This window comes from Anaerostipes rhamnosivorans, from assembly GCF_005280655.1.
Classification (GTDB): Bacteria; Bacillota; Clostridia; order Lachnospirales; family Lachnospiraceae; genus Anaerostipes; species Anaerostipes rhamnosivorans.
In genome coordinates this window covers 2,457,846-2,482,989 of sequence record NZ_CP040058.1, presented here as the reverse complement: position 1 = coordinate 2,482,989, position 25,144 = coordinate 2,457,846, and the positions used below count along the sequence as shown (strand labels likewise).

27 protein-coding genes are annotated in these 25,144 nt (G+C 47.4%); 21 read left to right on the top strand and 6 right to left on the bottom strand.

The window, feature by feature from the left end; all coding sequences use genetic code 11:
* Window positions 1-2 precede the first annotated feature (2 nt).
* From AR1Y2_RS12350 to AR1Y2_RS12325, 6 genes are all read left to right on the top strand, one after another.
* The gene (locus AR1Y2_RS12350; protein WP_137329222.1) at window positions 3-1,022 is read left to right on the top strand and encodes a molybdopterin-binding protein; all 1,020 of its coding nucleotides are present in this window, start codon (window positions 3-5) and stop codon (window positions 1,020-1,022) included.
* Between the two features lie 5 nt (window positions 1,023-1,027).
* A complete protein-coding gene (moaC, locus tag AR1Y2_RS12345; RefSeq protein WP_137329221.1) occupies window positions 1,028-1,552 on the top strand; it encodes a cyclic pyranopterin monophosphate synthase MoaC in 525 nt (174 codons plus the stop codon).
* Window positions 1,539-1,997, top strand: coding sequence for an MOSC domain-containing protein (locus AR1Y2_RS12340; RefSeq protein ID WP_137329220.1), 459 nt, complete (start codon window positions 1,539-1,541; stop codon window positions 1,995-1,997). Before moaC ends, AR1Y2_RS12340 begins: the two co-directional genes overlap by 14 nt.
* Window positions 1,982-2,482, top strand: a complete 501-nt coding sequence (locus AR1Y2_RS12335) for a MogA/MoaB family molybdenum cofactor biosynthesis protein (RefSeq protein ID WP_137329219.1) — start codon at window positions 1,982-1,984, stop codon at window positions 2,480-2,482. Before AR1Y2_RS12340 ends, AR1Y2_RS12335 begins: the two co-directional genes overlap by 16 nt.
* An 83-nt stretch (window positions 2,483-2,565) precedes the next feature.
* Complete coding sequence (locus AR1Y2_RS12330; protein ID WP_137329218.1) at window positions 2,566-3,432, top strand: DegV family protein; 867 nt, start codon at window positions 2,566-2,568, stop codon at window positions 3,430-3,432.
* Between the two features lie 40 nt (window positions 3,433-3,472).
* Window positions 3,473-3,994: a nitroreductase gene (locus AR1Y2_RS12325; RefSeq protein WP_137329217.1), complete on the top strand. Its 522-nt coding sequence runs from the start codon at window positions 3,473-3,475 to the stop codon at window positions 3,992-3,994.
* Window positions 3,995-4,058: 64 nt separating this feature from the next.
* Here AR1Y2_RS12325 and AR1Y2_RS12320 read toward each other — a convergent pair whose 3' ends face one another.
* Window positions 4,059-5,900, bottom strand: a complete 1,842-nt coding sequence (locus tag AR1Y2_RS12320) for a putative bifunctional diguanylate cyclase/phosphodiesterase (protein ID WP_137329216.1) — start codon at window positions 5,898-5,900, stop codon at window positions 4,059-4,061.
* Window positions 5,901-6,012: 112 nt separating this feature from the next.
* Window positions 6,013-6,957, bottom strand: a complete 945-nt coding sequence (locus AR1Y2_RS12315) for an L-lactate dehydrogenase (protein ID WP_137329215.1) — start codon at window positions 6,955-6,957, stop codon at window positions 6,013-6,015.
* An 88-nt stretch (window positions 6,958-7,045) separates the two neighbouring features.
* On the opposite strand from AR1Y2_RS12315, the gene AR1Y2_RS12310 reads away from it, so the two are divergent.
* The 8 genes from AR1Y2_RS12310 to AR1Y2_RS12275 all read left to right on the top strand — a co-directional run bounded on the left by AR1Y2_RS12310 (window position 7,046) and on the right by AR1Y2_RS12275 (window position 14,113).
* A complete protein-coding gene (locus AR1Y2_RS12310; RefSeq protein ID WP_137329214.1) occupies window positions 7,046-9,004 on the top strand; it encodes an FUSC family protein in 1,959 nt (652 codons plus the stop codon).
* Between the two features lie 121 nt (window positions 9,005-9,125).
* The gene (locus AR1Y2_RS12305) at window positions 9,126-10,235 is read left to right on the top strand and encodes a helix-turn-helix domain-containing protein (RefSeq protein ID WP_137329213.1); all 1,110 of its coding nucleotides are present in this window, start codon (window positions 9,126-9,128) and stop codon (window positions 10,233-10,235) included.
* Window positions 10,232-10,438 (top strand): PLDc N-terminal domain-containing protein, encoded by a 207-nt coding sequence (locus AR1Y2_RS12300; protein WP_137329212.1) that lies wholly within the window; start codon window positions 10,232-10,234, stop codon window positions 10,436-10,438. The genes AR1Y2_RS12305 and AR1Y2_RS12300 overlap by 4 nt, the downstream gene beginning before the upstream one ends.
* Window positions 10,438-11,355: an ABC transporter ATP-binding protein gene (locus AR1Y2_RS12295; protein WP_137330267.1), complete on the top strand. Its 918-nt coding sequence runs from the start codon at window positions 10,438-10,440 to the stop codon at window positions 11,353-11,355. The genes AR1Y2_RS12300 and AR1Y2_RS12295 overlap by 1 nt, the downstream gene beginning before the upstream one ends.
* A complete protein-coding gene (locus AR1Y2_RS12290) occupies window positions 11,352-12,116 on the top strand; it encodes an ABC transporter permease (protein ID WP_137329211.1) in 765 nt (254 codons plus the stop codon). The genes AR1Y2_RS12295 and AR1Y2_RS12290 overlap by 4 nt, the downstream gene beginning before the upstream one ends.
* Before the next feature lie 59 nt (window positions 12,117-12,175).
* Window positions 12,176-12,871, top strand: coding sequence for a selenium cofactor biosynthesis protein YqeC (yqeC, locus tag AR1Y2_RS12285; RefSeq protein WP_137329210.1), 696 nt, complete (start codon window positions 12,176-12,178; stop codon window positions 12,869-12,871).
* A gap of 10 nt (window positions 12,872-12,881) precedes the next feature.
* Window positions 12,882-13,640 (top strand): threonine/serine exporter family protein, encoded by a 759-nt coding sequence (locus AR1Y2_RS12280; protein ID WP_137329209.1) that lies wholly within the window; start codon window positions 12,882-12,884, stop codon window positions 13,638-13,640.
* Window positions 13,637-14,113, top strand: a complete 477-nt coding sequence (locus AR1Y2_RS12275; protein WP_137329208.1) for a threonine/serine exporter family protein — start codon at window positions 13,637-13,639, stop codon at window positions 14,111-14,113. The genes AR1Y2_RS12280 and AR1Y2_RS12275 overlap by 4 nt, the downstream gene beginning before the upstream one ends.
* 101 nt (window positions 14,114-14,214) lie before the next feature.
* On the opposite strand, the gene AR1Y2_RS12270 is transcribed toward AR1Y2_RS12275, so the two are convergent.
* Complete coding sequence (locus tag AR1Y2_RS12270) at window positions 14,215-15,636, bottom strand: phospholipase D family protein (protein WP_137329207.1); 1,422 nt, start codon at window positions 15,634-15,636, stop codon at window positions 14,215-14,217.
* A gap of 152 nt (window positions 15,637-15,788) precedes the next feature.
* On the opposite strand from AR1Y2_RS12270, the gene AR1Y2_RS12265 reads away from it, so the two are divergent.
* The 6 genes from AR1Y2_RS12265 to AR1Y2_RS12240 all read left to right on the top strand — a co-directional run bounded on the left by AR1Y2_RS12265 (window position 15,789) and on the right by AR1Y2_RS12240 (window position 20,628).
* Window positions 15,789-16,406, top strand: coding sequence for a TetR/AcrR family transcriptional regulator (locus AR1Y2_RS12265; protein ID WP_137329206.1), 618 nt, complete (start codon window positions 15,789-15,791; stop codon window positions 16,404-16,406).
* Window positions 16,403-17,293, top strand: a complete 891-nt coding sequence (locus AR1Y2_RS12260) for an ABC transporter ATP-binding protein (protein WP_137329205.1) — start codon at window positions 16,403-16,405, stop codon at window positions 17,291-17,293. The genes AR1Y2_RS12265 and AR1Y2_RS12260 overlap by 4 nt, the downstream gene beginning before the upstream one ends.
* A complete protein-coding gene (locus tag AR1Y2_RS12255; RefSeq protein ID WP_137329204.1) occupies window positions 17,286-18,095 on the top strand; it encodes an ABC transporter permease subunit in 810 nt (269 codons plus the stop codon). Before AR1Y2_RS12260 ends, AR1Y2_RS12255 begins: the two co-directional genes overlap by 8 nt.
* Window positions 18,096-18,178: 83 nt before the next feature.
* Window positions 18,179-19,054, top strand: a complete 876-nt coding sequence (locus tag AR1Y2_RS12250) for a methionyl aminopeptidase (RefSeq protein WP_137329203.1) — start codon at window positions 18,179-18,181, stop codon at window positions 19,052-19,054.
* A gap of 11 nt (window positions 19,055-19,065) precedes the next feature.
* Window positions 19,066-20,052 carry an XdhC family protein gene (locus AR1Y2_RS12245; RefSeq protein ID WP_243118742.1) on the top strand — a complete coding sequence of 329 codons (987 nt, stop codon included), beginning with the start codon at window positions 19,066-19,068 and terminating at the stop codon, window positions 20,050-20,052.
* Window positions 20,053-20,055: 3 nt separating this feature from the next.
* Entirely contained in the window at window positions 20,056-20,628 is a 573-nt protein-coding gene (locus tag AR1Y2_RS12240; protein WP_137329202.1) for a nucleotidyltransferase family protein, read from the top strand.
* Window positions 20,629-20,690: 62 nt separating this feature from the next.
* Here the strand turns inward: AR1Y2_RS12240 and AR1Y2_RS12235 are convergent, their stop codons facing one another.
* The 3 genes from AR1Y2_RS12235 to modA are packed head-to-tail and all read right to left on the bottom strand — an operon-like array spanning window position 20,691 to window position 23,232.
* The gene (locus AR1Y2_RS12235) at window positions 20,691-21,755 is read right to left on the bottom strand and encodes a sulfate/molybdate ABC transporter ATP-binding protein (protein WP_137329201.1); all 1,065 of its coding nucleotides are present in this window, start codon (window positions 21,753-21,755) and stop codon (window positions 20,691-20,693) included.
* On the bottom strand, window positions 21,752-22,435 hold the full coding sequence (modB, locus tag AR1Y2_RS12230) for a molybdate ABC transporter permease subunit (protein ID WP_137329200.1): 684 nt from the start codon (window positions 22,433-22,435) through the stop codon (window positions 21,752-21,754). The genes AR1Y2_RS12235 and modB overlap by 4 nt, the downstream gene beginning before the upstream one ends.
* Window positions 22,435-23,232 carry a molybdate ABC transporter substrate-binding protein gene (gene modA, locus AR1Y2_RS12225; protein ID WP_137329199.1) on the bottom strand — a complete coding sequence of 266 codons (798 nt, stop codon included), beginning with the start codon at window positions 23,230-23,232 and terminating at the stop codon, window positions 22,435-22,437. The genes modB and modA overlap by 1 nt, the downstream gene beginning before the upstream one ends.
* A 198-nt stretch (window positions 23,233-23,430) precedes the next feature.
* On the opposite strand from modA, the gene AR1Y2_RS12220 reads away from it, so the two are divergent.
* A complete protein-coding gene (locus AR1Y2_RS12220) occupies window positions 23,431-25,125 on the top strand; it encodes a S8 family peptidase (RefSeq protein WP_175403641.1) in 1,695 nt (564 codons plus the stop codon).
* Window positions 25,126-25,144 lie beyond the last annotated feature (19 nt).

The window sequence follows — 25,144 nt, the reverse complement described above, 5'->3', positions numbered from 1 at the left end:
GTATGAAAAAAGTCAGGGTAACAGATGCCGTCGGCATGGTGCTCTGCCACGATATGACGGAGATCGTTCCGGGAAAGTTTAAAGGCAGGGCGTTTAAAAAAGGACATGTGGTAAAAGAAGAAGATATAGAGAAGCTTTTGGATATTGGGAAACGATATGTCTATGTCTGGGACTTGGAAGAAGGTTTTGTCCATGAGGATGATGCGGCTTTTCGTATGGCCAGAGCCGCTGCGGGAGCCAATATCTCCTTCGGTGAGCCAAAGGAAGGAAAGATCGAATTCAGGGCAGCCTGCAGGGGAGTCTTAAGCATCAACATTGATTTATTATATGAGTTAAACAGCCTTAAGGATGTGTGTTTTTCTACCATTCATTCTGGAAAGATCGTGGAGGAAGGCAAACCTCTGGCGGGCACCAGAGTGATCCCTCTGGTGGCCGAGGAAGAGATGCTTGGACAGTTTGAGGCATTGTGTGAAGAAAAGGGGCCGCTGATCCAGGTTCTGCCGTTTAGGCATGCAAAGATCGGGATCGTGACCACTGGATCTGAGATTGCGGAGGGCCGTATTGAGGATAAGTTCGGTCCGGTGCTTCATAGGAAAGCCCGGGAACTGGACGCGGAAATCATCGGCCAGGTTTTCCCCGGGGATGACAAAGAGGAGATCACAAAAGCCATTCTAAGCTTTATCGAGCGGGGAGCGGACATGGTGCAGGTATCCGGCGGCATGAGCGTAGATCCGGACGATATGACGCCGTCTGCCATCAGAGGCTGCGGCGGGGAGGTCATCACCTACGGAAGCCCTGTGCTGCCGGGAGCCATGTTTATGCTGGCCTATGTAAAAGGCATCCCTGTGGTGGGTCTGCCGGGATGTGTCATGTTTTCCAAGCGGACGGTGTTTGACTTGGCAGTGCCGAGGATTCTGGCAGGAGAGAGGCTTCAAAAGGAAGACTTTATCAAAATGGCCCACGGAGGATTTTGTATGCAGTGCAGTCCGTGTACTTATCCGGACTGCGGATTTGGAAGGTAAGAAAGATGAATGATTTTTCACATTTTGACGGAGACGGCAACGCTGTGATGGTGGATGTTTCCGGAAAAGATAATACACGGCGGGAGGCCGCAGCCCAGGGAAGGATCTATGTGGGCAGGGAAGTCTATGAAAAGATCAAGGAACAGAAAATAGAAAAAGGAGATGTGCTGTCTGTTGCACGGATCGCAGGCATCATGGGCGCTAAACAGACCAGCAGTCTTATTCCTCTGTGCCATGTACTTCTGATCCATAAATGCAGCATAGATTTTACAATGCGCAAAGAGGATCACTCCATAAAAGCCGTCTGTACGGTAAAGACCACCGGCAAAACAGGGGTGGAAATGGAAGCGCTCACTGGTGTGCAGATCGCACTTCTGACGATCTATGACATGTGCAAGGCGGTGAACAAGTCCATGTCTATGGGGGATATCCACCTTTTAGAAAAGAGCGGAGGAAAGAGCGGCAGCTTTTGTTATGAGGACCATAAAATATCCAATGACGAAACGGAGGATGACAGTGGGAAGGATTGAAGCAATCTGTATCAGCACAAAAAAAGGAACGGTAAAACGGCCTGTGGAAGAGGCAGTGCTGATCGAGGATTTTGGAATAGAGGGAGACGCCCATGCCGGAAAATGGCACCGCCAGGTGAGTGTTTTAGGCTATGAGAAGATTAAGGATTTTAATGACCAGGGAGGACAGGTCACAGACGGAGATTTTGGAGAGAATCTGATCGTGTCCGGAATTGACATGGAATGTCTGGCTGTAGGGGACCGTCTTTTGTCGGGGGCTGTGGTCCTTGAAGTGACCCAGAGAGGAAAGGAATGTCACAGCCATTGTGAGATTTATAAGAGAGTCGGTAAATGCATCATGCCCACAGAGGGCATTTTTTTGAGAGTGATCCATGGAGGAATCCTGCACAGAAATGACAGGATCTCAAAATTACCGGAGGAGGAAACGGCATGTCATACAGAGTAGCAGTGATCACGCTGAGTGACAAGGGCGCGGCGGGAGTCCGGCAGGATGAGAGCGGACCTTTGGTAAGAAAGATAGTGGAAACAGAAGGGTTTCAGGTGATTTCTGAGGAGATACTAAAAGATGGGATCGAGCCTTTGAAAAGCCAGCTTATAAAGATCTGTGACCAGGGCCTGGCAGATCTGGTCCTGACTACCGGGGGGACCGGTTTTTCTGAGAGGGATCTGACACCGGAAGCAACGCTCCAGGTTTCAGAGCGCCTGGTCCCGGGCATCAGTGAAGCAATGCGCCAGGAATCATTAAAGATCACAAAGAGGGCAATGCTTAGCAGGGGAGTTTCCGTCATTCGGAAAAAAACGCTGATTGTGAATCTGCCCGGAAGTCCCAAGGCAGTCAGGGAAAACCTTGGATATATCATGGATACCCTCTCCCACGGACTGGGGATCCTGTGCGGAAAGGAGACAGAATGTGGGAATCCGGGAAAATAGATGTTTGACGGTTCACCCAAACATTTGATATGATAAAAGGACGGGATTATTTGTAGTTCCTAAAAATCATGAAAGGATTCATTATGGGAAAAGTTGCAGTAATTACAGATAGCAACAGCGGAATCACACAGAATCAGGCAGAGGAGTATGGGATCTATGTGCTGCCTATGCCGTTCTACATTGATGAAAAGCTGTATTTTGAGGATATTACCCTGACACAGGAAGAATTTTATAAGAAGCTGGGGGAAGGTGTCGACATCAAGACATCACAGCCTGCCCCGGGAGATGTGCTGGATCTGTGGAACAAGGTGCTCACAGATCACGACGAAATCGTCCACATTCCTATGTCCAGCGGGCTCAGCAGTTCCTGTGAGACTGCGCATATGCTGGCAGAAGACTTTGACGGCAGGGTACAGGTAGTGAACAACCAGAGGATATCCGTCACTCAGAAACAGTCAGTCCTGGAGGCAAAAAAGCTGGCTGATCAGGGAGAGAGTGCATCCAAGATCAAGGATCTGCTGGAAGAGCACAAGATGGATTCTTCTATTTTTATAACAGTGGATACTTTAAAGTATTTAAAGCAGGGCGGAAGAATCACACCGGCAGCGGCAGCCATCGGATCCGTATTAAATATCAAGCCGGTGCTTCAGATCAAAGGAGAAAAGCTGGATGCCTTCACCAAGGCCAGAGGAATGAAGCTGGCCAAAAAGAAAATGCTGGAGGCCGTGGAAAAAGAACTCATTGAAAACTTTGGCCAGACTGTAGATCCGGAAGCAGTCAATATCCAGGCTGCCTATACGGGGAGCAGGGAGGAAGCCCAGCTTTGGGCAGAGGAGATCAAGGAGCGTTTTCCGGGACATAAGTTTGAGATGGATCCGTTGTCTTTGAGCATTGCATGCCATATCGGATACGGCGCACTGGCCATCGCATGGACCAAAAGGCTTGTCTGAGATGGAGATATCTGGTCATTTATGAACAGGAGGTAGTAAGATGGAAGAGACGATCAAAGATTTAAAGGAAAGAAGAAGCATCAGGAAGTATCAGGACAGACAGATTGAGGAGGCTGACCTTCAGAAGATTCTGGAGGCCGGCATGTATGCACCCACAGGGATGGGGATGCAGTCTCCGCTTATGGTTGTGGTACAGGACAGAGATACAATCGCCAAACTGTCCAAGATGAATGCAAAGATCTTTGGGAATGAGAACATGGATCCATTTTACGGCGCTCCTACGGTGATCGTAGTCTTAGCAGACAAGAACAGACCCACGTACATCGAAGACGGCAGCCTTGTGATGGGGAATCTGATGAACGCCGCCCACGCACTGGGACTTGGTTCCTGCTGGATCCACAGGGCAAAGCAGGAGTTTGAGAGCGAAGAAGGGAAAGAGCTTCTGAGGCAGTGGGGGATCGAGGGTGATTATGCAGGGATCGGCCACTGTATCATCGGATATCCGGACGGAGCGATTCCGGAGGCTAAGCCAAGAAAAGAAAATTATATCTATAGAGTATGAGTTTTTCTTTCTTGTTGGCTGGGACCCTCCAGAAAAACCGCAGTACAAAACTGCGGTTTTTGTTTTACCTAGATAAGAGTTGGCTGAACTGTTCTGAGGGCATAGGGCGGTAGAAATAAAAGCCCTGGACAACGTCACAGCCGATGGTCTTTAGAAATTCTACCTGGCTTTGTTCCTCGATCCCCTCAGCCACGGTCTGTATATTCAGTTCTTTCACCATGGAGATGATGCCGCGTATAACGGTCAGATCCTTCTTAGAATCCCGGCTGTTCACAAAAAAGAGGGAATCCAGCTTGAGAACATCAATCGGCATGTCCTTCAGCATACTGAGGGAAGAATAGCCTTTCCCGAAATCGTCCATAGCGCATAAAAAGCCGTGCTCGTGCAGACGGGATATGATCTCCAGAAAATACTCCGTATTTTCAAAACCGACAGATTCGGTAAACTCAATCTCCAGTAATCCGTCCGGGATATCAAAGCTTTCTTTAATATCGGAATAGATGTGCAGGAAATCCGGGTTGTAAAACTGGATCTTGGAGACGTTTACGGATATGGGGATCACCGGAAGGCCGTCATCTATGCGTTTCTTTAAGAAAGAACAGACCTCACGGAATACATATTGGTCCAAGGCACTGATCAAGAAGTTTTTTTCCAGAACAGGGATGAAGGCGGCGGGGGAGATCAGGTTCCCGTCCTTTGTCTGCCAACGCACCAGGGCTTCCGCTGAGTCAAAAGTTCCCTGAGAAAGGTTTACCTTCGGCTGATAATAGACAAGGAACTCTTTTTCGTTTATGGCATCGTTAAACCGGCTCTGGATATTGATCTCCTCGATCATCTGCTCCCGGATGCTGTCTGTATAGAAAGCATAATGGCGTTCTTCCTGTCCTTTTACGGTTTTTTGGGCAAAGTTTGCCCGGTCTAAGATAGAGTCGATCTCCATGTCAGAAGAAACATCCTCAGCGCAGCAGATACCGCCGAAGATAGTAAGACTGTAGTGTTCCTTGGAATCCATGGCAAATGCCCTCATACGGCTGTCCACAGCTTTTTGGCGTGCCAGCAGCTCTTCCCGGAAATTATATCTTCTTAAAACAACAAACTTGTCACCAGAAATACGGCCGAAGGTCTCCCCCTCATTCATATCCTCAGACAGGTAGAAAGCATATTGTTTTAAAAGCCGGTCTCCGAAATCATAGCCGAAGATATCATTGCAGTATTTAAAATTCTGAAAATCCAGATGGAAAAAAGCATACTTATAGAGAGGATTTGATGCAAGCAGATGTTCTGCATCCAAACGGAACTTCTCCAAATTGGATGCGTTGGTGAGATCATCCCGGTAAGCGATGGATTCGAGATTCGTATTTTTCCTCTGCAGGTGGAATAGATTGCGGAAATAGATCAGGACAATACACAGCCAGGTAAAGATGGCTACTACAGAGAGTATGATGCTCAGACGGGTAAAGCTTTGAATATGTTCATTGGAGTAGTTTTCAGCCACAAAAACGGTGTTGTTGGCTGTATCAAAAAAATTCTCGCTGAAAGAGAGAAGATCCTTTGTATCAGAACCTTTCCGCACCTGGTAGATTTCTCGTTTCATTTCCTTCCACTCTCTGGTGAGTTTTGAAAGGCTTTGCTCATAATCCTTGTCATGAAGAGGCGACAGGCCGTATTTTCCTTCGCCGGTCTCAAGCTCTGAGAGGATGCCGTCCACATAGCTGATCAGGTTATCCTTCGGCTGTCTGCTGACTTCTAGTTTAGCGATCCGCTGGCCGCATCCCCGGACGATCCCAAGATAGTTGATCAGCTTTGCATAGCCCTGCATACTGACGATTGAGCGCACAGAAAAAAGGCTCGCCATGATCATGAGCAAGAAAAATATTGGTATTAGAATCTTGTTCCAACGTTTCATGAAAGTCCCCTTTAATCCCTAATTACTTATACCCCATTTTCTCTATTATAATCGAAACCTCCTGCTATTACCATCATATTTCACAAAAAGATCAAGAGCATCATAGGTGTTTTCAGAGATCTTGAATAAACGTTCTGATCACATCGCAGGAATGGTCAAATTTCTCTTGCTCCCGGTCTGTGAGAGGGATCTCAATGATCTTTTCAATTCCGGCTTTTCCAATCACGCAGGGGACACCGGCGTGAACGCCATGCTGTCCATATTCTCCTTCCAGCAGAGGCGAAGCGGGAAGGACCTTTTTTGAATCGTGGAAAATGGACTGGACGATCTCGGACAGGGCGATGCCGATACCAAACTCTGTGCTGCCCTTTCCTTCGATCACTTCATGGCCGGCGTTGGCGGTCTCCGTTTCAATCTGTGAAAGATCGAGACTTCCGTACCGTTCCGGTTCATCTTGCATCCACTGAAGCAATGGTTTCCCGGCTATATGTACCGCAGAAAACGGGATCATTTGGGAATCTCCGTGTTCTCCCATGACAAAGGCCTGAATGGAATTCCGGTCTAAGTGCATTCTTTGGGAAAGAATCCTTCTGAGACGGCAGGAGTCCAGGGAAGTACCGGTGCTGAAGCAGCGGTTTCTCGGAAGGCCCAGTTGTTTTCTCAGATAATCCGCCACAATGTCGGCAGGATTGGAGATACTGATGAGGATGCCCTGAATCTTCTTATCTTTTAAATGGCTGGTGACTTCTTTCATGATGCGGATGGAATCGTCCAGCATATCCAGCCTTGTCTGACCGGGCAGCCTGGAAACACCAGCGGCCATAACGATGATGTCAGCGTCCTCCACATCTTCATAATCCCCGGTGCGCACCGTGATCTGCCGGGGCAGGAAGGAGACGGCATCACTAAGGTCCAGCGCCTGGCTGTATGCCTTTTCCTTATCGATGTCTATGAATACCAATTCGTCCACTTCTCCGCGGTACATAAGACTCAGGCCGCACATGGTTCCCACATGTCCGGCCCCTATGATCACTATTTTTCTCATTTTATATGTCATTGTTTGTCTCCTTTACAGTGTTGCATTAATGTGATAAAATCGTAGCACTTTCAATTTTAAAAGTCAACGCAGGCCAGGGGGGATATTTATGGAACAGTGGAGAAACAGGATTCATACCGTCAGGAGAAAGTGGGCGGCCGCGTTTCCTGTTATTTTTGTATCCTTATTTATGTTCTTTTCAATTTTACTGCTGTTTGGCATAGGACAGGTCATCATGGTATCCTTTCTGACCCTGTTGTTCCGGACAAAGAGCCAGAAGGACTTTTCCCTTAATGACCTTCTTAACTGTTACGGCATCATGCTGCTGGTCTGCCTGGGAGCCTATCTGGCGGTCCTTAATCTCCCTTTGTGCTTTTTGCTGAATCTATTTGTCCCGTTTGCCATCGTCTTTCTGCTCACTGATAAATTTAACCCCAAAGCATATTTTGTTTACGGTATGGAATTTGTTTTCCTACAGCTCAGGCCGATCCCGCTGTCTCAGATGCCCGTGCGTCTTGCGGCGTTGTTTTACGCATTCCTTTCCCTTACGGTTCTGCTCTATCTCCATTCCAGGATTATCAGAAAGCGGAGGCATTACGGCACTGTGAGAAAGGGAATGAACAACCTGGGGCGCCAGTTGATGAATCTTGCTGCCGGAAAAAGAGATCCCCGAGATAGAGAAGAGCTGGTGCAGATGATGTCCCACATGAATCAGGTCATCTATTCCAGCAGGAATTATACATACTTGTCAAACGGGTACGGCACGGTAAACTACTATTTTATGCTGGTGTTCCAGCGGTTCCAATACCTGGTGGATGAAATTCTGGATGGGCAGACTATAGTATCAGGAGGCAGCCAGAGGTATTTCCTGAAACTGTCCGGTTTATGTTTTTGTATTGAAAAAGGCATGAATCAGAAGGACAACCGTTCCCTGGTCACAGAACTCACGGATTTCATAGAAAGTGAATCATTGGCCCCTAAAAAGCTTCAGGAGGGCATGCGGGAGATCCTGGAACTGATCTGCTTTTCCCTGACGAAGATTACAGATGTCAAGATGAACCGGCCGGTAAAGGAGTGGAAGATCCCGGATATGTCCCATAAACTTAAGGGAATCCGCTCTCATTTCCATCTGAACCAGTTTCATATGCGCTTTGCGCTGCGGCTGTCCATCGTACTGTGTGTTTCCTTTACTGTGTGCAGGATTACAGGACTGGAACACAGCTATTGGTACCCCATGAGTTCTTTTCTGATGCTCATGCCGTATTCAGAGGAGAGTGTCATGAAGATCAACAATCGTATCATCGGGACGGTTGCAGGTCTGTTGGTGACGTTTCTGCTCACAGAGATCTTCAAGAGCCTTGCGGGTCATATTGTTATCATTGTGGTGATGACGTGCTTTATGTACTATGTGCCGGTCACATCCTGGACCATGCCTATGTACAGCACCTGTTATGGAATGGCTTTAACAACCCTGAGCCTTCCAAGAGGGGAGGCCATAGAGCTTAGGATTTTCTATGTAGCGGCTGCAGTGGTAACAGTGCTGCTGGCAAACAGATTCCTGCTTCCGATCACTGCTAAGTCAGAATTCTTAAAAAGTGTCAACAGCCTGCTGGATATCGACGAGAGTATCATGACAGAAACCAGAAAGGGCAGGGACAGTGACCTGAATGTGATAAGAGAATTGCTTCTGCGGTCTCAGATGGTTTCCAATGAGATCAGAAATTATATAGAGAAAAACCTGGCACCGGAGGAAAAGGAATTTTATCAACAGCTTCTGCCGGTCAATGCCCAGCTTGTCTCAGAGATGGAACAGATCGGGGCCTATATGCGCAAAAGGAAGATTGTACCAGAACAGAATCTGATGCTGGAAGAGCTTTTAAGAAATATAGAACAGGCATTGAGAAGAATCAGGAAAAGCTATACAAAAAATGAACTGGCCAGTTCGATGCTGACAGAGGAGGAGAGCAGGGCTTACGGGTGTCTGGATGAGGAATTGTACTTTAATACCCTGGCTTTGAACTGTCTGAAAAGTGTCAACGAATTAGACCAGATCTTACACTCAAAATAGAGGACCATGGCGGCCATTGCCATGGTCCTGTTTCTTTGTGGTTGATTAAATCAACCAAAATCAACTTCAAATCCATTGTAGGATTCCTGCAGACGGATATAATGTAATTGAGGTGATGAAAATGAAGGAGCTGAATATCGCAAACAAACTGATGAAAAAGAGAAAGGAAAAAGGAGTCACACAGGATCAGCTGGCTGCCTACATAGGAGTCTCAAAGGCTTCAGTCTCCAAATGGGAGACAGGGCAGAGTTATCCTGATATCACATTTTTACCGCAGCTTGCCGCATATTTTAATATCAGCGTGGATGAACTGATTGGATATGAGCCTCAGATGACAAAAGAGGATATCCGCAGGCTCTACCACAGGCTTGCCGGTGAATTTTCCAAAAGGCCGGCAGAAGACGTTTTTCAGGAATGTGAAGAGATTGTCAAAAAGTATTATTCCTGTTTTCCGCTTCTATTGCAGATGGTCGTTTTGTATTTTAACCACTATGTGCTGTTCAAGGATCCAAAGCAGCAGGAGACAGTGCTCTTAAAAGCGGCAGAACTCTGCCGGAGAGTCAAGAAGGAGAGCGGGGACGTATCGGCCTCGTCCCAGGCAAATACCATGGAAGCCAGCATTGAACTGATGTCAGGCAGGCCAGAAAAGGTCCTGGAACTTCTGGATGAAGAGATCAGGCCGGATCTATACAACGCCACGATCCTGGTGGAAGCCTACCGCCTGCTGGGGAACAAAGAGAAAGCCACGGAGACAGTGCAGATCAGCCTGTACCAATATCTCATGGGGATAATGGCCTTTACCATACAGGCATTGACCTTATATGAGCAGGATGAAGAAAAATTTGAGATGATCATAGAGAGATCACTTCGGCTCACAGAAGCGTTTGAGGTGGAGTCATTGCATGGGAACGCCATGGCACAGTTTTATTTTGCCGCTGCCATGGGATACTTAAAGCAGGAGAAGGAGGACCGTGCCCTTAATATGCTGGAACGGTATGAGAATGTTTGTGTCAACAGCATGCTGCCGTTTACCCTGCATGGAGATGAATTTTTTGATCTGATCGATCCATGGCTCCACGATTTTGATCTGGGGGTTAAAGCTCCGCGGGAGGATAAGCTGATGAGGGAGTCTATGGTGAGCGCATTGGAAATCCCGCCTATGGCTTCGTTAAAGAACAATCCAAGGTATGAAGAAATCGTTAAAAGAATGAAAAGGAGAACAGAAATATGAATACATCAATTATGACAGAATATATACCTTTTTTAATACCAGTGATCCTGCTGGAGCTGGTACTCATGGTGACTGCGCTGGTCCATGTGCTGAGACACAAAAACTATCGGTTCGGAAATCGTGTGTTATGGGTCCTGGTGGTCGTGTTGATCCAGTTCCTTGGACCGGCAGCCTATTTTGTATTTGGAAGAGGGGATGAATGATGAACGTACTGGAAATCACAAACCTGTCCAAAAACTTTGGCAGCCATCAGGTGTTAAAGGGGCTTAACCTTCAGGTACCGGAACACTCCGTGTACGGATTTCTGGGTCAGAACGGCGCCGGAAAGACAACGACAATGAAGATTATCCTGGGTCTTTTAAGGGCAGGTGAAGGGGAGATTAGAGTTCTGGGAGAAGCTGTCTCTTACGGCGCCACAAAGACTAATAGACAGGTCGGGTACCTTCCGGATGTGCCGGAATTCTATGGATATATGAATGCAGTACAATATTTAAAACTGTGTGGGGAAGTGACAGGGCTTTCCAGAAATGAGATTACCCGGAGATGCACGGAGTTATTAGAACTGGTTGGCCTTTCAGGGACCAAGAAAAGGATTCGAGGGTATTCCAGGGGCATGAAGCAGAGACTGGGGATTGCCCAGGCGCTGCTCAACGAACCAAAGCTGCTGATCTGCGACGAACCCACTTCGGCTCTGGATCCCATAGGCAGAAAAGAGATCCTGGATATCCTCTCCAGGGTCAGGGAGAAGACTACAGTGTTGTTTTCCACTCACGTGCTTTCTGACGTGGAGCGGATCTGTGACCGCGCGGCCGTTCTAAAGGACGGAAAGCTGGTGTTGTCGGGAAGTCTTGAAGAATTAAAGACAAGACATAAAAAGGACAGTCTTCTTTTGGAGACCAGCAGCATTGAGGATCGGAAGTTTTTGAAAGAACAATTTATGGTCAAAGGTTATGTATTGGAAATAGAAGACAAGGAAGATGGGATGATCCTGCACACATCAGACATGAGACAGCTGGAGATTGAACTGATGACTGTTATGGCAGAGAAGGATATCTGTCCGCTGAGAATAGAAGTGCAGAAACCGACTCTGGAAAACTTGTTTATGGAGGTGGTCTCATGAGAGCTTACTGGGCATTCACAAAAAAAGAACTTATGGAAAGCGCTGCGACATACAGGCTGCTGATCCTGGTGTGTATTTTCCTTCTGTTTGGTGTCATGAACCCGTTAATAGCCAAGATGACCCCACAGCTTGTAAAGGAGTTCATGCCGGCGGGCATGCAGATGGTCCTGCCGGAGCCTTCCGCGGTGGATTCGTGGATGCAGTTTTTTAAAAATGTCGGGCAGATAGGCCTTGCAGTGCTGGCAATCCTGTTTTCCGGGATGATCGCGGGGGAGATTCAGAAAGGGACGTTAGTACTCATGGTAACCAAGGGCCTTTCCAGAACCACAGTATTATGTTCAAAGTTCACCGTTTCAGTTCTGCTCTGGACGGTCTCTTATGTGTTCTGTGTTGGCATCACATATGGGTACACCGTATATTTCTGGAACGCAGATGAAATCAAAAATTTGATGCCTGCACTCCTGGGTGTCTGGCTGTTCGGTGTACTTCTTCTGGCCTCTGACCTTTTGGGAAGTGTTCTGTCCAAGAGCAGTTATACGAGCCTTTTGTTTACCGGCGGCCTCGTGGCAGTGATGTTTCTTGTAAATATTGTACCAAAAGTCCAGAAGTACAATCCAATCCGGTTGGTATCAGAACCTTCCGGCCTGATCTCAGGAAGCCTGAAACTCTCTGGCTTTTATACGGCCTTTGCTGTTACCGGTGGGATGATCCTTATGTTCTTGCTGCTCTCTGTGCTGGTCTTCAGAAAAAAGCAGCTTTAATCCAATTGAAGAATATAGTAAAATGGAGGTTAGAATATAAGAAACAGGAGAAACTAAAATTGAAGACTTTAGGGAAAAAGGATTCTCTTTCTGAGGCTCTCGGAATCAGAGACGGAATCCTTGCAGTAACCGGGGCCGGCGGAAAGACGACCTCGGTATTTCTCATTGCTGATGAGCAGGCGGCAGCAGGGAAAAAAGTCCTGGTGACAACCACTACACATATGGAGATACCAGGGGATGACACCGTACTTTCCGGGGAGCTGGAAGAGATCAAAAAATGTCTGATCCCGGGGCGGGTACTCACGGCCGGCTTAAGGGACGGAGAGAAGATGAAGGGACTTTCTGAGAATGTGTTCCGGGAGATCCCAAAATATGCTGACCTTACGATCGTGGAGGCGGACGGAGCCAAAAGACTTCCTTTGAAAGCGAGGAATGACACGGAACCGGTCATTCCTGAGGGAACGGATCATATTCTTGTCGTGGCAGGTTTGAGTGCCCTGGGCCGTCCTATAGGGGAAGTATGCCATCGGCCGGAGCTTGCGTGCACTCTTCTGCAAAAATCATGTGAACATTTTGTTAAATGTGAAGATTTTGTTCGTCTGATCCGGGAAGGATATGTTATAATGCTGAGAAAACAATATCCGGATGCAAACCTTTCGATTCTGCTGAACCAGTGTGATACAGAAGAGCTTAAGAAAAAGGCGGCTGAGATAGGAGCATATTTCGACTGCTGTTATCCGGTGATCTTACGATAGAGGAGTTGCCATGTTTTTAAAGCAGGTGTTGATCCAGGCCATGGATCTTGGAAAAATGATGTTGATCAGCGGAGCAGGTGTCTCCAGAGTGGAAGATACCATTGAGCGGATCTGCCTGGCGTACGGAGCCAGGGAAGTAGAGGCTTTTACCATCACGTCCAGCATTGTCGTGACGGTGACAACGATGGACGGAGATGTGTTCACACAGACAAAACGGATTAAATATTATAAGACAGATTTTCATAAGCTGGATCAGTTAAATGATCTGTCCAGATATGTCTGCCGGGAAAAACCCGACATTTCTTATTTGGAGGACAAGCTTTCAAAGATACAAAAGGAGCGGATCTACAGCCTGCCAATCCAGTGTCTGATCGCGTCTCTGATCGCAGGTACTTTTTCGGTCTTTTTCGGAGGCGGGCTTGTGGAAGGGATCATCGGCGCAGTCTGCGGGGCAGCGGTCTGGTGGCTGATGGCAGGTCTTCAGAAGCTGGACTCCAACATCATGTTCTCTGATTTTGCGGCGGCCTTTATGGTTGCCAGCATCGCTTATTTAGTTGCACATCTGGGTGTTACCAGAGATTATGGCACGATCATTATAGGAAACATCATGCTCCTTGTCCCAGGGGTTGCATTTGTCAACTCCATCCGGGACATCATAGGCGGTGATGTGATGGCAGGTATGATACGGCTTTGCGAGGTGGTGGTGACCGCTGTTTTTCTGGCGGCAGGCTCCTTCACTGCCTTGGTATTATGGGGAGGTATCTTATGATAACACAGGCGGTTCAGGTGCTTTCTTCGTTTATCGGAGCGCTGGGGTTTTCCATTTTATTTAATGTGAGAGGGAAGAAGTTATTTTTAGCAGGTCTGGGAGGACTGGTTTCCTGGACGGTCTATCTGGTCATAGCATCCACGACCACCAGCACATTTTTCCCAAACTTTGTGGCGTCCATGGCCGCAACCATCTATGCGGAGGGACTGGCCAGGCTGGCAAAAAGCCCGGCTACCATATTTTTGATCGGTGCGATCATTCCTCTAGTGCCCGGAGGCCAGTTATATTACACCATGAACTATGCGGTGGCAAAGAACTGGGGGCTGTTTACACTCTATGGACAGAGAACGCTGATCACAGCTATGGCGGTATCCGGAGGGATCATGATGATTTCTTCGGTCTACAGGCTCTATAACGGCGTCAAAGGAATGAAAAAAAAGAATAGAAGCAAAGAAAAAGAAAGCAGAACATAAACCCTGCTTTCTTTTTTGTTCCATAGGAAAGTTCCCCCTATGGAACGAAAAAGCCCTCCGGGCATGATGCGCACGATGTGCCAAGGAAGGCTGCTTTGTTCTTATGCTAAATATCGGAAAAGCTGTATGAATACAGAGCTGACTTTAAAGATTAGTTTTTTCGATGAAGACAGCTCTTTTTTTTCTACCCCTTGCTTTGGCACATAGGTCCCGTCAGAATTCACCTTAAGGGACTGGGATTTCAGATGGTCCATATGTCCCCGGAGTTCCCGGTTGAATTCTTCTCCCTCCAGCACCAGCATAGTCTCTGTATCCAGATAGGTGCTGCGCATATCAAAGTTATAAGATCCTATAACAGACAGGTCATTGTCGATGGCGATGGATTTGCCGTGACAAGAGTGGTCTCCGAAAAATTCGTATACCTTAGCACCGGTCTTTAAGACTTTTGGACGGTTCATGGTATAGTCGGAGGAGGCGATAAAATTGTCGCCTGCAGCCGTAGAATTCACCAGCATTTCTACATTGGGGACCTTGGAGGTGAGCTCTTCCATACCCTGATACATGTCCCCCGAAAAGACTGCATACGGGGTCTGGATAGTCACATCTTTTTTTGCTGTGAGCATAAGCTGCTGCATGGTATACCACATATAGGGTTCCTTGTTTCCGATATGGGTGGGATTGGTCACAAAGGAGGCCTTTTTTACAGGGACCGTTTTCCTGGTCCAGTCTGTCCTTTCAGGGATCCGTTTTTTAATCTTTTCGTACCGGGAGGAGAGATATTTGATCTCTGTTTCCACCTTTTCCCCGGATGAAGATCCGCTGAATACGGTTTTGCAGTCAGAGGAGTCCCAAAGCTTATGAAAGTAGGAGAGTACCTGGGGAATGGCGTTTCCTTCGAATCCCTCGTTTGGGGAATACAGCAGGACTTCCCGGTCATATCCGATACTGCCGCGGCTGTCATCTCCGATAAAATAATCAAACATGTTGCGGCCTCCCATCAGCAGGAGAGAACCGTCAACCACCACATATTTATCGTGAAGCCGGCCGTTGATGGTCCATGGCTTTATAAAATTAGGTTCGTTATAGAATTTGATCTCCAGATTTTTGTGGCTTCCGGCTGCCTGGAAGACAGTCTTTCCGTTCATATGAAGCATTCCGTACAGCCCGTCCACAAGAACCTGAACCTTGACACCCCGGTCGGCGGCATTCAAAAGTGCAGCAAACGTATCGTCCGTACTTTTCCCCTCACGGATGTCAAAGGTGGAGATCACGATGCTCTTTTTTGCCTCTTTAAACATGGCGAGCCTTGTGTCCAGCGCACCTTTGTTCGTCTCCACGATGCCGGCCCGTTCCTTTGTTTTCCCTGTTCCCCGAAAGGCTTGGACATCCACCTTATTTTTATAGGAGTCACTGACCGGTTTTTGAAAAGCAAAGGGCAGGCAGGCGCCGACTGCTTCGTAAAGTATAACGATCAGGATCAGCAGCAGAATACGTTTTGTTATGGTTCGTTTTTTCTTTTTCATAGGTTCACCTGATTTTCCTTTGTATTATTTATAATATATTGTACCGCACCCTGTAACGTTTTACAATGTCCCGGGGGAGGGGTTGTTTTTTTCAGTCAATAGAATATAATCAAACATAATCATTAACCAAACCAGTCAATGGAGGTGGCATCTTGAATGAAAAGTTCTTAAACCTGTCGGAAGAAAAACAACAGAAGATCATAGACGGCGCCATACAAGTTTTTGCCGAAAACGACTATAAGCATGCCTCGACAGACCAGATGGCCGCACTGGCAGGGATATCAAAGGGACTGCTGTTTTATTATTTCAAAAATAAGAAAACGTTGTATCTTTTTTTATATGACCACATAATGGATACCATTATAAAACTCATCGAAGCTACGAATTTTAAGGATGTGCATGACTTCTTTGAACTGTTTAAGCTGTCCATCCGTGTGAAATCTGAACTGATGAAGAAAAATCACTATATCAATGGTTTTATATTGAAAGCAAAATATGAGGAAAATGAGGCTGTAAAAGAGGAATTGGACAGAAGAAACCAGATTTTTTTAGAGGAGATGTTTCCACGCTGGTTTCCGGAGGTGGATTTTTCAAAATTCAGGGAGGAAGTCAGCCCGGAAGATGTCTTTATGCTTTTATATTATCTGGGAGACGGATACATGCGGGACGCCGTACACCGGCCTGACTTTGACCTGGACCGGATATGTAAGGATTATGAACGCTGGATGGGATGGGTCAAAAAGAGTGTCTATCGGGAGGAGTATTTATGAAAATGATGGAGATGAAACATGTGACAAAGGACTACGGAAATCAAAGGGGGATCTTTGACGTCTCTTTTGCCGTTAAAGAGGGAGAAGTGCTTGGTTTTCTAGGTCCTAACGGTGCTGGAAAGACAACTACAATACGGCACCTTCTGGGCTTTTCTACCCCGGATAAAGGGGTCTGTACCATCAGCGGAAAGGACTGTTTTAAGGAGGCCGAAACAATCCATAGATCTCTTGGGTATCTGCCGGGAGAGATCGCATTTATGGACGATATGACAGGAAAACAGTTCCTGAGATTCATGGCGGACATGAAGGGGATGAAGAATATGGGGAGAATGCAGGAACTTATAGAAATGTTCTCTCTGGATTCGAGGGGAAAAATTAAAAAAATGTCCAAAGGAATGAAGCAGAAGATCGGTATTGTCTGTGCTTTTATGGATTCCCCCGACCTGTATATTCTGGATGAGCCTACCAGCGGGCTGGACCCGCTGATGCAGAACCAGTTTATTGATCTGATCCGGGAAGAAAAAAAGCGTGGAGCTACGATTCTCATGTCCTCCCATATGTTCGAGGAAGTGGAAAGGACCTGTGACCGTACAGCCATCATCAAAGAGGGAAAAATCGTGGCCGTGGAAGATATGAAGACGCTTAAGAAAAACAAGCAGAAGATTTTCCATGTCACATTGGCATCGGAAGCGGAAGCCCTGAGTCTGGCAGGTGAGATCAAAGGGGTCAGGGAAGTAAAAGAAACCCAGGTCACCATAGGAATAAAGGGAGAGATGACGGAATTCATCCGCTGCCTGGGCAACTACCGGGTCTTAAGCCTGACAGAACAGAGACAGAGCCTGGAGGACTTGTTTTTACATTTTTACGGAGGTGATTCTAATGAATAGATTCTTTGTTTTGCCGCTTTTGAAACGGGAGATAAAATCGAATTATAAAGTGTTTCTGATCATCGCAGCAGTGGCCTCCATGTATGTCAGCGTCATGATCTCCATGTTCGAGCCGGAACTGGGGAAAATGCTTTCAGAGTTTGAAAAGGCCATGCCCGGACTTATGTCCGCCGCAGGGATGACCAATCCAGGGACAACACTTCAAAGCTTTTTAAAAACATACTTATACGGATTCTTTTTGTTTGTGCTTCCGATGATCTATGAATTGTTTGCCGCAAATAAGCTGGTAGCCCGGTATGTAGACCTGGGTTCTATGGCACTGATCCTCGCTGCACCCCATTCCAGAAGAAAGACCGTGCGCACACAGGGATTCTTTCTCGCTGTCAGTGTGTGCCTGATGATCGCATATATTACGGTGCTTGGGATCGTCTGCTCTGAAGCTATGTTTCCCGGAGATCTGGATATAACAGAATTCTTAAGGCTTAATGCCGGCCTGCTCTGTCTTCACATCTGCATCAGCGGATTTTTCTTCTTTATGTCCTGCATCTGCAACGACAGCCGCAGGTCCACCGGCATTGGAGTGGGAGTTTTTCTGGCCTTTTATTTGATCCAGATGCTCTCTAATATGGGGGATAAGCTGGAGAACCTGAAATATGCCACAGTGTTTACCTTGTTTGACGGCGATGCTCTGTTAAAGGGAGAAATCAGAGCGTTGGTTATGTCCGGAGTCCTGCTTTTGATCGGGATTGCTTTTTATGAACTTGGGAAATACAGGTTTCAAAAGAGAGATCTTCCTCTGTGATAAAAGATCCCTTCTTAACACCGGAAGGTTCCAATGGTATAATATAGGAAGAAAAAATCAAATCTAGAAAAGAGGAACTGAAAATGATAGGGAAATTGGGAAGAAATGATGCCTGCTGGTGTGGAAGCAACAAAAAATACAAAGCCTGCCATATGGCTTCAGATGAGAAAATAGAGGCATTTGCTCGGAAAGGCCATATTGTGCCGCCGAGATTTATTCTCAAGAACAAAGAACAGATCGAGGGGATCAGAGAAAGCGGAAAGATCAATATCGCGGTCCTTGACTATGTGGCTGAACATATCCGGGAAGGCATGACTACGGAGGAGATCGACCGGCTTGTTTATGACAAGACAACGGAGCTTTCCGGAGTTCCTGCTCCGCTTGGATATGAAGGATTTCCAAAGAGCGTCTGCACCTCCATCAACGAACAGGTGTGCCACGGCATCCCTTCTGAGGATATCGTTTTGAAGGATGGGGATATTATCAATGTAGATGTTTCCACGATCTATAAAGGATATTTCTCTGATTCATCCAGGATGTTCTGTATCGGCGATGTGAGCGAAGAGAAAAGAAAGCTTGTGGACGTGACAAAGGAATGTGTGGGGCTGGGTCTTGAACAGGTGAAACCATGGGGCTTCATGGGGGATATGGGTCAGGCAGTCCATGACCATGCCAAGGAGAACGGCTACACGGTAGTCCGGGAGATCGGAGGACACGGTGTGGGCCTGGAGTTCCACGAGGAGCCGTTTGTCAGCTATGTGACAAAGAGGGGGACGGAGATGCTCCTGGTCCCTGGCATGATCTTTACCATCGAGCCTATGGTGAATATGGGAACAGATGAGGTTTACACTGACGGAGGAGATAACTGGAGTGTCTACACGGCCGATGGTCTTCCTTCTGCCCAGTGGGAGATCCAGGTCCTTGTGACGGAAACGGGGTACGAAGTGTTGGCATATTAGGAGGTGTCTGTTTGTCTGCATATGAATTGTTATTTAAGATACTGAAGGAACGGGGAAAGGTATTTTCTGCGACCATAGTCTCAGGCCCTATGGCTGGAGAGAAATGTGTTTACACAGAAAATGAGATGCACGGAAAACCATTTTGGAATGACTTTCTGCCAGATTTACAAAAGATTGAGCAGACCGAGACCGTCAGGATAGGAAAACGGGAGATTTTTGTAGAACTGTTTCTGAAAGCGCCAAGGCTTCTGATCCTGGGAGGCGGCCACGTTTCTTTGCCTGTCTGCCAGATCGGCAAAATCCTGGGATTTGATATCACCGTTGTGGATGACAGGGAAGAGTTTGTCACAAAGGAGCGTTTCCCGTGGGCAGACCATCTTCTGTGCTGTGATTTCGGCAACCTGCCGGAGGAACTGTTTGCGTATGAGAATACATTTTATGTAGCGGTGACCAGAGGGCATCAGGGGGACCGGGCCTGTGCCAGAGCAGTGCTGTCCCACCCATTTGCATACTTTGGCATGATCGGCAGCCGTACAAAAGTACAGATCACAAAAGATGCTCTGCTGAGAGAAGGTTTCTCAAAAGAAAAGATAGAGTCTATGCATTCGCCCATAGGACTTCCCCTGGGCGGACAGCTGCCTGAGGAGATTGCCGTGAGCATCATGGCGGAGATCGTAAAGGAAAAGAACCGCCGTTATACTGGGTTTGCTGATATGGAAGTGGCAGAGGCTGTTCTTAAAGGACAGCACGGAGTAATGTTGACGATCCTCTCCAAAAGTGGTTCTTCTCCCAGAGGAACCGGAAGCAAGATGTTTTTAGCGGATGGCGGACAGACAGCAGGAAGCATCGGGGGCGGCAATGTGGAATTCACTGCGTGCCGGGATGCCGGGCGGGTATCGGATGTGCAGGTCAAGGATTATGATCTTTCCGCCAAAGATGCGTCCAGCCTCGGAATGGTGTGCGGTGGACATGTCAGAGTGCTTTTTGAGAGGATCTAAGATATGAAGATTCATATGATCCTGCTGGCTGCAGGCCTCGGCAGCAGATTCGGATCCAACAAGCTTCTATACCCGGTGGACGGAAAAGCCATGTACCGGCACACCATGGACCTCATGGTAAAGCTGGTCGGAGAGTTTGAGGAGGCAGATGCAGCTGTTGTCACCCGCTATGAGGAGATCGCCGAGGAAGCCAAACGGCAGGGGGCAGCCTGTCTGATCAACCATCACAGCGAACAGGGAATCTCCTCCTCCATGCAGACCGGGCTCCGGGCAAGGCTGGAGGATGAAGCCTATTACTTATTTTTTACAGCGGACCAGCCGAGACTTAAAATGGCAACAGTAAAGGCATTTCTCTGTCAGTTTTTCGAGAGCGGGAAAGGGATCGGATGTGTTTCAAAACAGGGTACGCCTAAAAATCCATGCGTGTTTCACAGCCGCTACGCAGGAGAGCTGCTCTCCATCCGGGGTGACCGGGGAGGAAAGCAGGTAGTCTTAAGGCATCCGGAGGACGTTTTCTTATTTGAAGCCGGGGAAGAGGAGACAGAGGACATTGATACACCAGACGACTTCGTATAAAAGGCAGACAAAAAAGAGAAGCCGGGCAAACGTTTGTTTTTGCCTGGCTTCTCTTTTTTTGGTCATTGCGCCGGGTCCTCTTTCATAAATAAGAACCGGTCTTCGGGGAATCTGAGAAAAAGTGTATCCTTGAATTCCTGTCTGCGCCATATGTTTTTTGGAAGCTCAAACCGCAGACCTGTCCAGTCTCCCGTTTTCAGATTGTGCGTCTCCCTGAATAAAAGGATCATGGAAAAGGTATCTTCAATCATGTCAGTGATCCTGCACTCCATGGTATTGGAAAGAGATCCGTCCGGCACAATAGAAAAATAATGGGCCCGGAATCCAGCGTATTTGATATCTCTTGGAACTGGAACGGAAGATGTCAACGTAATATTCCAGTCGGAAGCAAAGAAGGTATGTTCATCCACATATTCTGCATGGGTCAGATTCTTGCAACCGGTGAGAAGCGCCGCCTCCAGTGATTTCGGGTTTTGAAACAGTTCTTTTTTTGACTGCATGGTTTTTAATTGGCCGTTTCCCATGACAGCGATCCTGTCAGACATACGAAAGACTTCGTCACGGTTATGGGAGACAAACAAAACAGTGCCGGGAAAGGCAAGGATGGTGCGCCTAAGTTCCTGTTCCAGCTGCCATTTCAGGTAGTCATCCAGTGCAGAAAAGGGTTCATCCAGCATGATCAGGGTGGGGTTGGAGGCGAGCATCCTTGCAAGGGCCGTGCGCTGCTGCTGTCCGCCGGACAGCTGAGCCGGATAATGATCTTCAAGTCCTGTCAGATAGAACTTTTCAATCCAGCAGCTAACGTCTTTTATATGTTTGGAGACAAGTCCGCATGCAATGTTTTCCTTTACTGTCATATGGGGAAACAGGGCATAGTTTTGAAATAGATATCCGATGTTTCGGTCCCTGGTGGGCAGGTTGATCCGTTTTTTTGAGTCAAATAAAACCCTGCCGTCCATTACGATACGTCCCCGGTCCGGCGTCTCGATTCCTGCAATGCACTTTAAGGTGAGGCTTTTTCCGCAGCCGGAGGCACCCAGAATGGAAAGCACTTCGTTTTCAGCCTCAAACTTTGTTTTCAGGCAGAACTCAGGGAAACGTTTTTCGATGTCTACATAAAGGCTCATTTTTTCCATCCTTTCCGGCGGGCTAAACGTACCTGGAACGATGTCCAGAAGTTCATGGCGATCATCATTACAAAAGAAAAACAGATGATGACAATGACCCAAAGATATGCGCTTTCACGGTCGCCTGCCTGTACTGCCGTATAAACAGCCACTGACATTGTCTGAGTCTTGCCGGGGATATTTCCTGCGATCATGATGGTAGCACCGAATTCACCCAGGGCCCGGGCAAAGGAAAGGATTGTTCCTGCCAGGATCCCGGGCCAGGCGATGGGAATGATGATCTTTCTGAATATTTTTCCCTCTGTCATACCAAGAGTCCGGGCTGCGTACAGGTATTCTGGGTCGATCTGTTCCAGAGCCCCGCGGACCGTGCGGTACATCAGCGGAAATGCGACAACGGTGGAGGCGATGACAGCCCCCTGCCATGAAAATACAAAGGAAAAGTCAAACCGGGAAAAGAATTGTCCGATCAGACTGTTTTTTCCGAAGAACAGCAACAGAAAAAAGCCTACAACTGTGGGGGGCAGGACTAAAGGCAGAGTGAACAGGCCGTCAATGACAGCCTGTCCATGTTTTAGTTTTACTACTGCCCGGGCAGCGCAGATGCCTAGTATAAAGGTAAATATGGTAGCCAGCAGGGCTACTTTTAATGAAATCCACAGCGGTGATAAATCAAACATTATTTTACCCTTTGAAAGCCGTAAGACTCAAACAGCTTCAGTATTTCGTCAGTTTTTAAGTAATCTACAAACTTTTGGGCTTCGTCCTTGTGTTTGCTGTCTTGTAATACGGCGACAGGATAAATGACAGGATCGGCAGCCTTTTTTGGAGCTTCACAGACAACGGTTATTTTGTCGGAGATTTTAGCATCTGTCATGTAGACAACTCCGCAGTCCACCTCGCCGCTTTCCACCCAGGTGAGGACCTGGCGCACATCGCTTCCATAGTTTGCTTTCTCTTTAATTTTATCTAATATTCCGAGTTTTTGGAAGACCCCTTCGGAATACTGTCCAACAGGAACGGCCTTTGGCTCACCAAGCGCCACTTTTTTGACACTGGATTTTGCCAGATCCTCAAAGGACTTGATGGAAGTCTTGCTGTCTTTTGGAACGATCAGCACCAGTTTGTTCTCCAGCAGTTCCACACGTGATTTTTTGTTGACTAGATTCTTTTTGGAGAGGGCGTCCATTTGTTTCTGGGCGGCTGACATAAAGATATCCACCTCTGCGCCTTCTTCGATCTGTGTCTGAAGGGCGCCGGAACTTCCATAAGAGAAATTGAGCTTTACATGGGGCTCCTTTTCTTTATATTTCTTGGCGATGTCTTTTGTTACATCCGTAAGGCTGGCAGCTGCGGAGATGGTCAGTGTGGTGGTTTCCTTCTTGGATGTTTCTTTGTCTTTTGAGCTGCATCCGGACAGGACAGCAGCAGAAAGGACTGCGGCAGCCAGTACAGCAAATAATTGTTTATTTCTCATAACATTCCTCCTTCTTGATGCTTCTACTTTACATGAAATAAATGTTCTATGTTATATGAAAAGCAAATAGAAAGGAGCCGATTGTTTTGGAAATGGGTGGAAAACCTCCGGTTCAGTAGTATTAATAGATAAAAACTATAAATAGAAGAGATGAGACGGTTCATAGATTTAAATAACAGGGGAATTGCGGAGATTATTATGGATGAAAAATTAGAAAACCAGCTGAATCTTTCCTTGAGTTTAACACCGGAAGAACGGGAAAAGAGCAGAGATCTGGATGTGGGATACGACAGGGCGCAGAATCTGTGGGAATTGATCATACGATATATTGGAGATATCAATGAACTGCCGGTGCCGGAAGGAGGCCGTATAGAAAAACTGAGCAATGAGTATGCCGTGGTTTATCTGCCAGAACAGGACATCGATGCATTTTCCAGGCTGCCCCAGGTCATTTATATGGAAAAACCCAAAAGCCTTCTGCTCAGCGACCAGGCGGGTATCGCGGCTTCCTGTATTCTGTCTGTCAGGGAAGGAAGAAGCGGTCTGCGCGGCGAGGGTGTTTATGTGGCAGTGATTGATACGGGCATTGATATTTTTCACCCGGACTTCTCCGATGCCCAGGGAGATACGGTGATCGAAGTGTTGTGGGACCAGACCATCCCGGGAAATCCGCCGGAAGGTTTTTTAGAGGGGAGTGTCTATAGCAGGGAGGAGATCAACCGCGCGCTGCATGCACCATCTTCCGAGGCAAGACAGATTGTTCCGAGCAGGGATACCAACGGCCATGGGACCCATGTGGCCTCTATCTGTGCCGGAAGACAGGGGGTGGCAGACAGGGCCTCTCTGATTGTAGTAAAATTAGGAGTTACAATAGAACAGGGGTTTCCAAAAACGACCCAGCTGATGACTGCTCTGGAGTTTGTGATCCGGTATGCCGAGGCAGAGGGCAAACCGGTCAGTATTAATTTAAGCTACGGAAATAATTATGGAGACCACCGGGGAAATTCTCTTCTTGAGACGTATATTGCCCAGATGGCAAACCAATGGCAGACAGCCATCTGCATCGGCACCGGAAACGAAGGAGATTCAGGCAGGCATCGGCAGGGATGTCTGAGGCAGTCAGAAGAAGTGATTTTTGCTGTTGCGCCATATGAACAGAGCCTGAATCTTCAGCTCTGGAAAAATTATGTGGATCGATTCAGGATCTGGCTTACAAGCCCTTCGGGGGAACGGCGGGAGATCCTGGACCAGACGGGAAGGACCGATTACCGTTACGGGGCTACCACAGTGTATGTCTACTATGGTTCTCCCACGCCTTACAACCGTCTCCAGGAAATTTATTTTTCGTTTGTACCCCAGAGGGAAGAGATAGAGAGCGGACAGTGGCTGCTTTACATAGAACCCGTGCAGGTGGTAAGAGGGGATTACTATATGTGGCTGCCTGTGTCTGCGGGGACCAATGAGGGGACCAGATTTCTGGAGCCAAGCCTTGATCTTACCCTGACGATCCCGTCTACGGCAAGAAGTGTGATTTCAGTCGGTGCTTATGATGCGTATAATAATTCGTATGCTTCATTCTCCGGCAGGGGAGATCTGAATATTTGTATGGAAAAACCTGATCTCGCAGCTCCGGGTGTGGGAATCTTGGGGGCAAGTCCGGGAGGAGGGAACACAAGGATGAGTGGAACATCCATGGCCACACCGTTTGTGACTGGCAGTGCCGCTCTTTTGATGGAGTGGGGAATTATAAAAGGAAACGATCCTTTCTTATACGGGGAGAAGATCAAAGCATATCTGCAGAAAGGGGCTAGAGAGCTTCCAGGATTTACGAAATATCCAAATTCGCAGGTGGGGTATGGGAAACTTTGTGTCAGGGACAGTCTGCCCGAATAGTAATTAAATTTACAGAGAC

Coding starts and splice junctions, on each gene's coding strand:
- AR1Y2_RS12350 (WP_137329222.1), top strand. CDS start 3: ATGAAAAAAGTCAGGGTAACAGATGCCGTCGGCATGGTGCTCTGCCAC.
- moaC (WP_137329221.1), top strand. CDS start 1,028: ATGAATGATTTTTCACATTTTGACGGAGACGGCAACGCTGTGATGGTG.
- AR1Y2_RS12335 (WP_137329219.1), top strand. CDS start 1,982: ATGTCATACAGAGTAGCAGTGATCACGCTGAGTGACAAGGGCGCGGCG.
- AR1Y2_RS12330 (WP_137329218.1), top strand. CDS start 2,566: ATGGGAAAAGTTGCAGTAATTACAGATAGCAACAGCGGAATCACACAG.
- AR1Y2_RS12325 (WP_137329217.1), top strand. CDS start 3,473: ATGGAAGAGACGATCAAAGATTTAAAGGAAAGAAGAAGCATCAGGAAG.
- AR1Y2_RS12320 (WP_137329216.1), bottom strand. CDS start 5,900: ATGAAACGTTGGAACAAGATTCTAATACCAATATTTTTCTTGCTCATG.
- AR1Y2_RS12315 (WP_137329215.1), bottom strand. CDS start 6,957: ATGACATATAAAATGAGAAAAATAGTGATCATAGGGGCCGGACATGTG.
- AR1Y2_RS12310 (WP_137329214.1), top strand. CDS start 7,046: ATGGAACAGTGGAGAAACAGGATTCATACCGTCAGGAGAAAGTGGGCG.
- AR1Y2_RS12305 (WP_137329213.1), top strand. CDS start 9,126: ATGAAGGAGCTGAATATCGCAAACAAACTGATGAAAAAGAGAAAGGAA.
- AR1Y2_RS12300 (WP_137329212.1), top strand. CDS start 10,232: ATGAATACATCAATTATGACAGAATATATACCTTTTTTAATACCAGTG.
- AR1Y2_RS12295 (WP_137330267.1), top strand. CDS start 10,438: ATGAACGTACTGGAAATCACAAACCTGTCCAAAAACTTTGGCAGCCAT.
- AR1Y2_RS12290 (WP_137329211.1), top strand. CDS start 11,352: ATGAGAGCTTACTGGGCATTCACAAAAAAAGAACTTATGGAAAGCGCT.
- AR1Y2_RS12280 (WP_137329209.1), top strand. CDS start 12,882: ATGTTTTTAAAGCAGGTGTTGATCCAGGCCATGGATCTTGGAAAAATG.
- AR1Y2_RS12275 (WP_137329208.1), top strand. CDS start 13,637: ATGATAACACAGGCGGTTCAGGTGCTTTCTTCGTTTATCGGAGCGCTG.
- AR1Y2_RS12270 (WP_137329207.1), bottom strand. CDS start 15,636: ATGAAAAAGAAAAAACGAACCATAACAAAACGTATTCTGCTGCTGATC.
- AR1Y2_RS12260 (WP_137329205.1), top strand. CDS start 16,403: ATGAAAATGATGGAGATGAAACATGTGACAAAGGACTACGGAAATCAA.
- AR1Y2_RS12255 (WP_137329204.1), top strand. CDS start 17,286: ATGAATAGATTCTTTGTTTTGCCGCTTTTGAAACGGGAGATAAAATCG.
- AR1Y2_RS12250 (WP_137329203.1), top strand. CDS start 18,179: ATGATAGGGAAATTGGGAAGAAATGATGCCTGCTGGTGTGGAAGCAAC.
- AR1Y2_RS12240 (WP_137329202.1), top strand. CDS start 20,056: ATGAAGATTCATATGATCCTGCTGGCTGCAGGCCTCGGCAGCAGATTC.
- AR1Y2_RS12235 (WP_137329201.1), bottom strand. CDS start 21,755: ATGAGCCTTTATGTAGACATCGAAAAACGTTTCCCTGAGTTCTGCCTG.
- modB (WP_137329200.1), bottom strand. CDS start 22,435: ATGTTTGATTTATCACCGCTGTGGATTTCATTAAAAGTAGCCCTGCTG.
- modA (WP_137329199.1), bottom strand. CDS start 23,232: ATGAGAAATAAACAATTATTTGCTGTACTGGCTGCCGCAGTCCTTTCT.
- AR1Y2_RS12220 (WP_175403641.1), top strand. CDS start 23,431: ATGGATGAAAAATTAGAAAACCAGCTGAATCTTTCCTTGAGTTTAACA.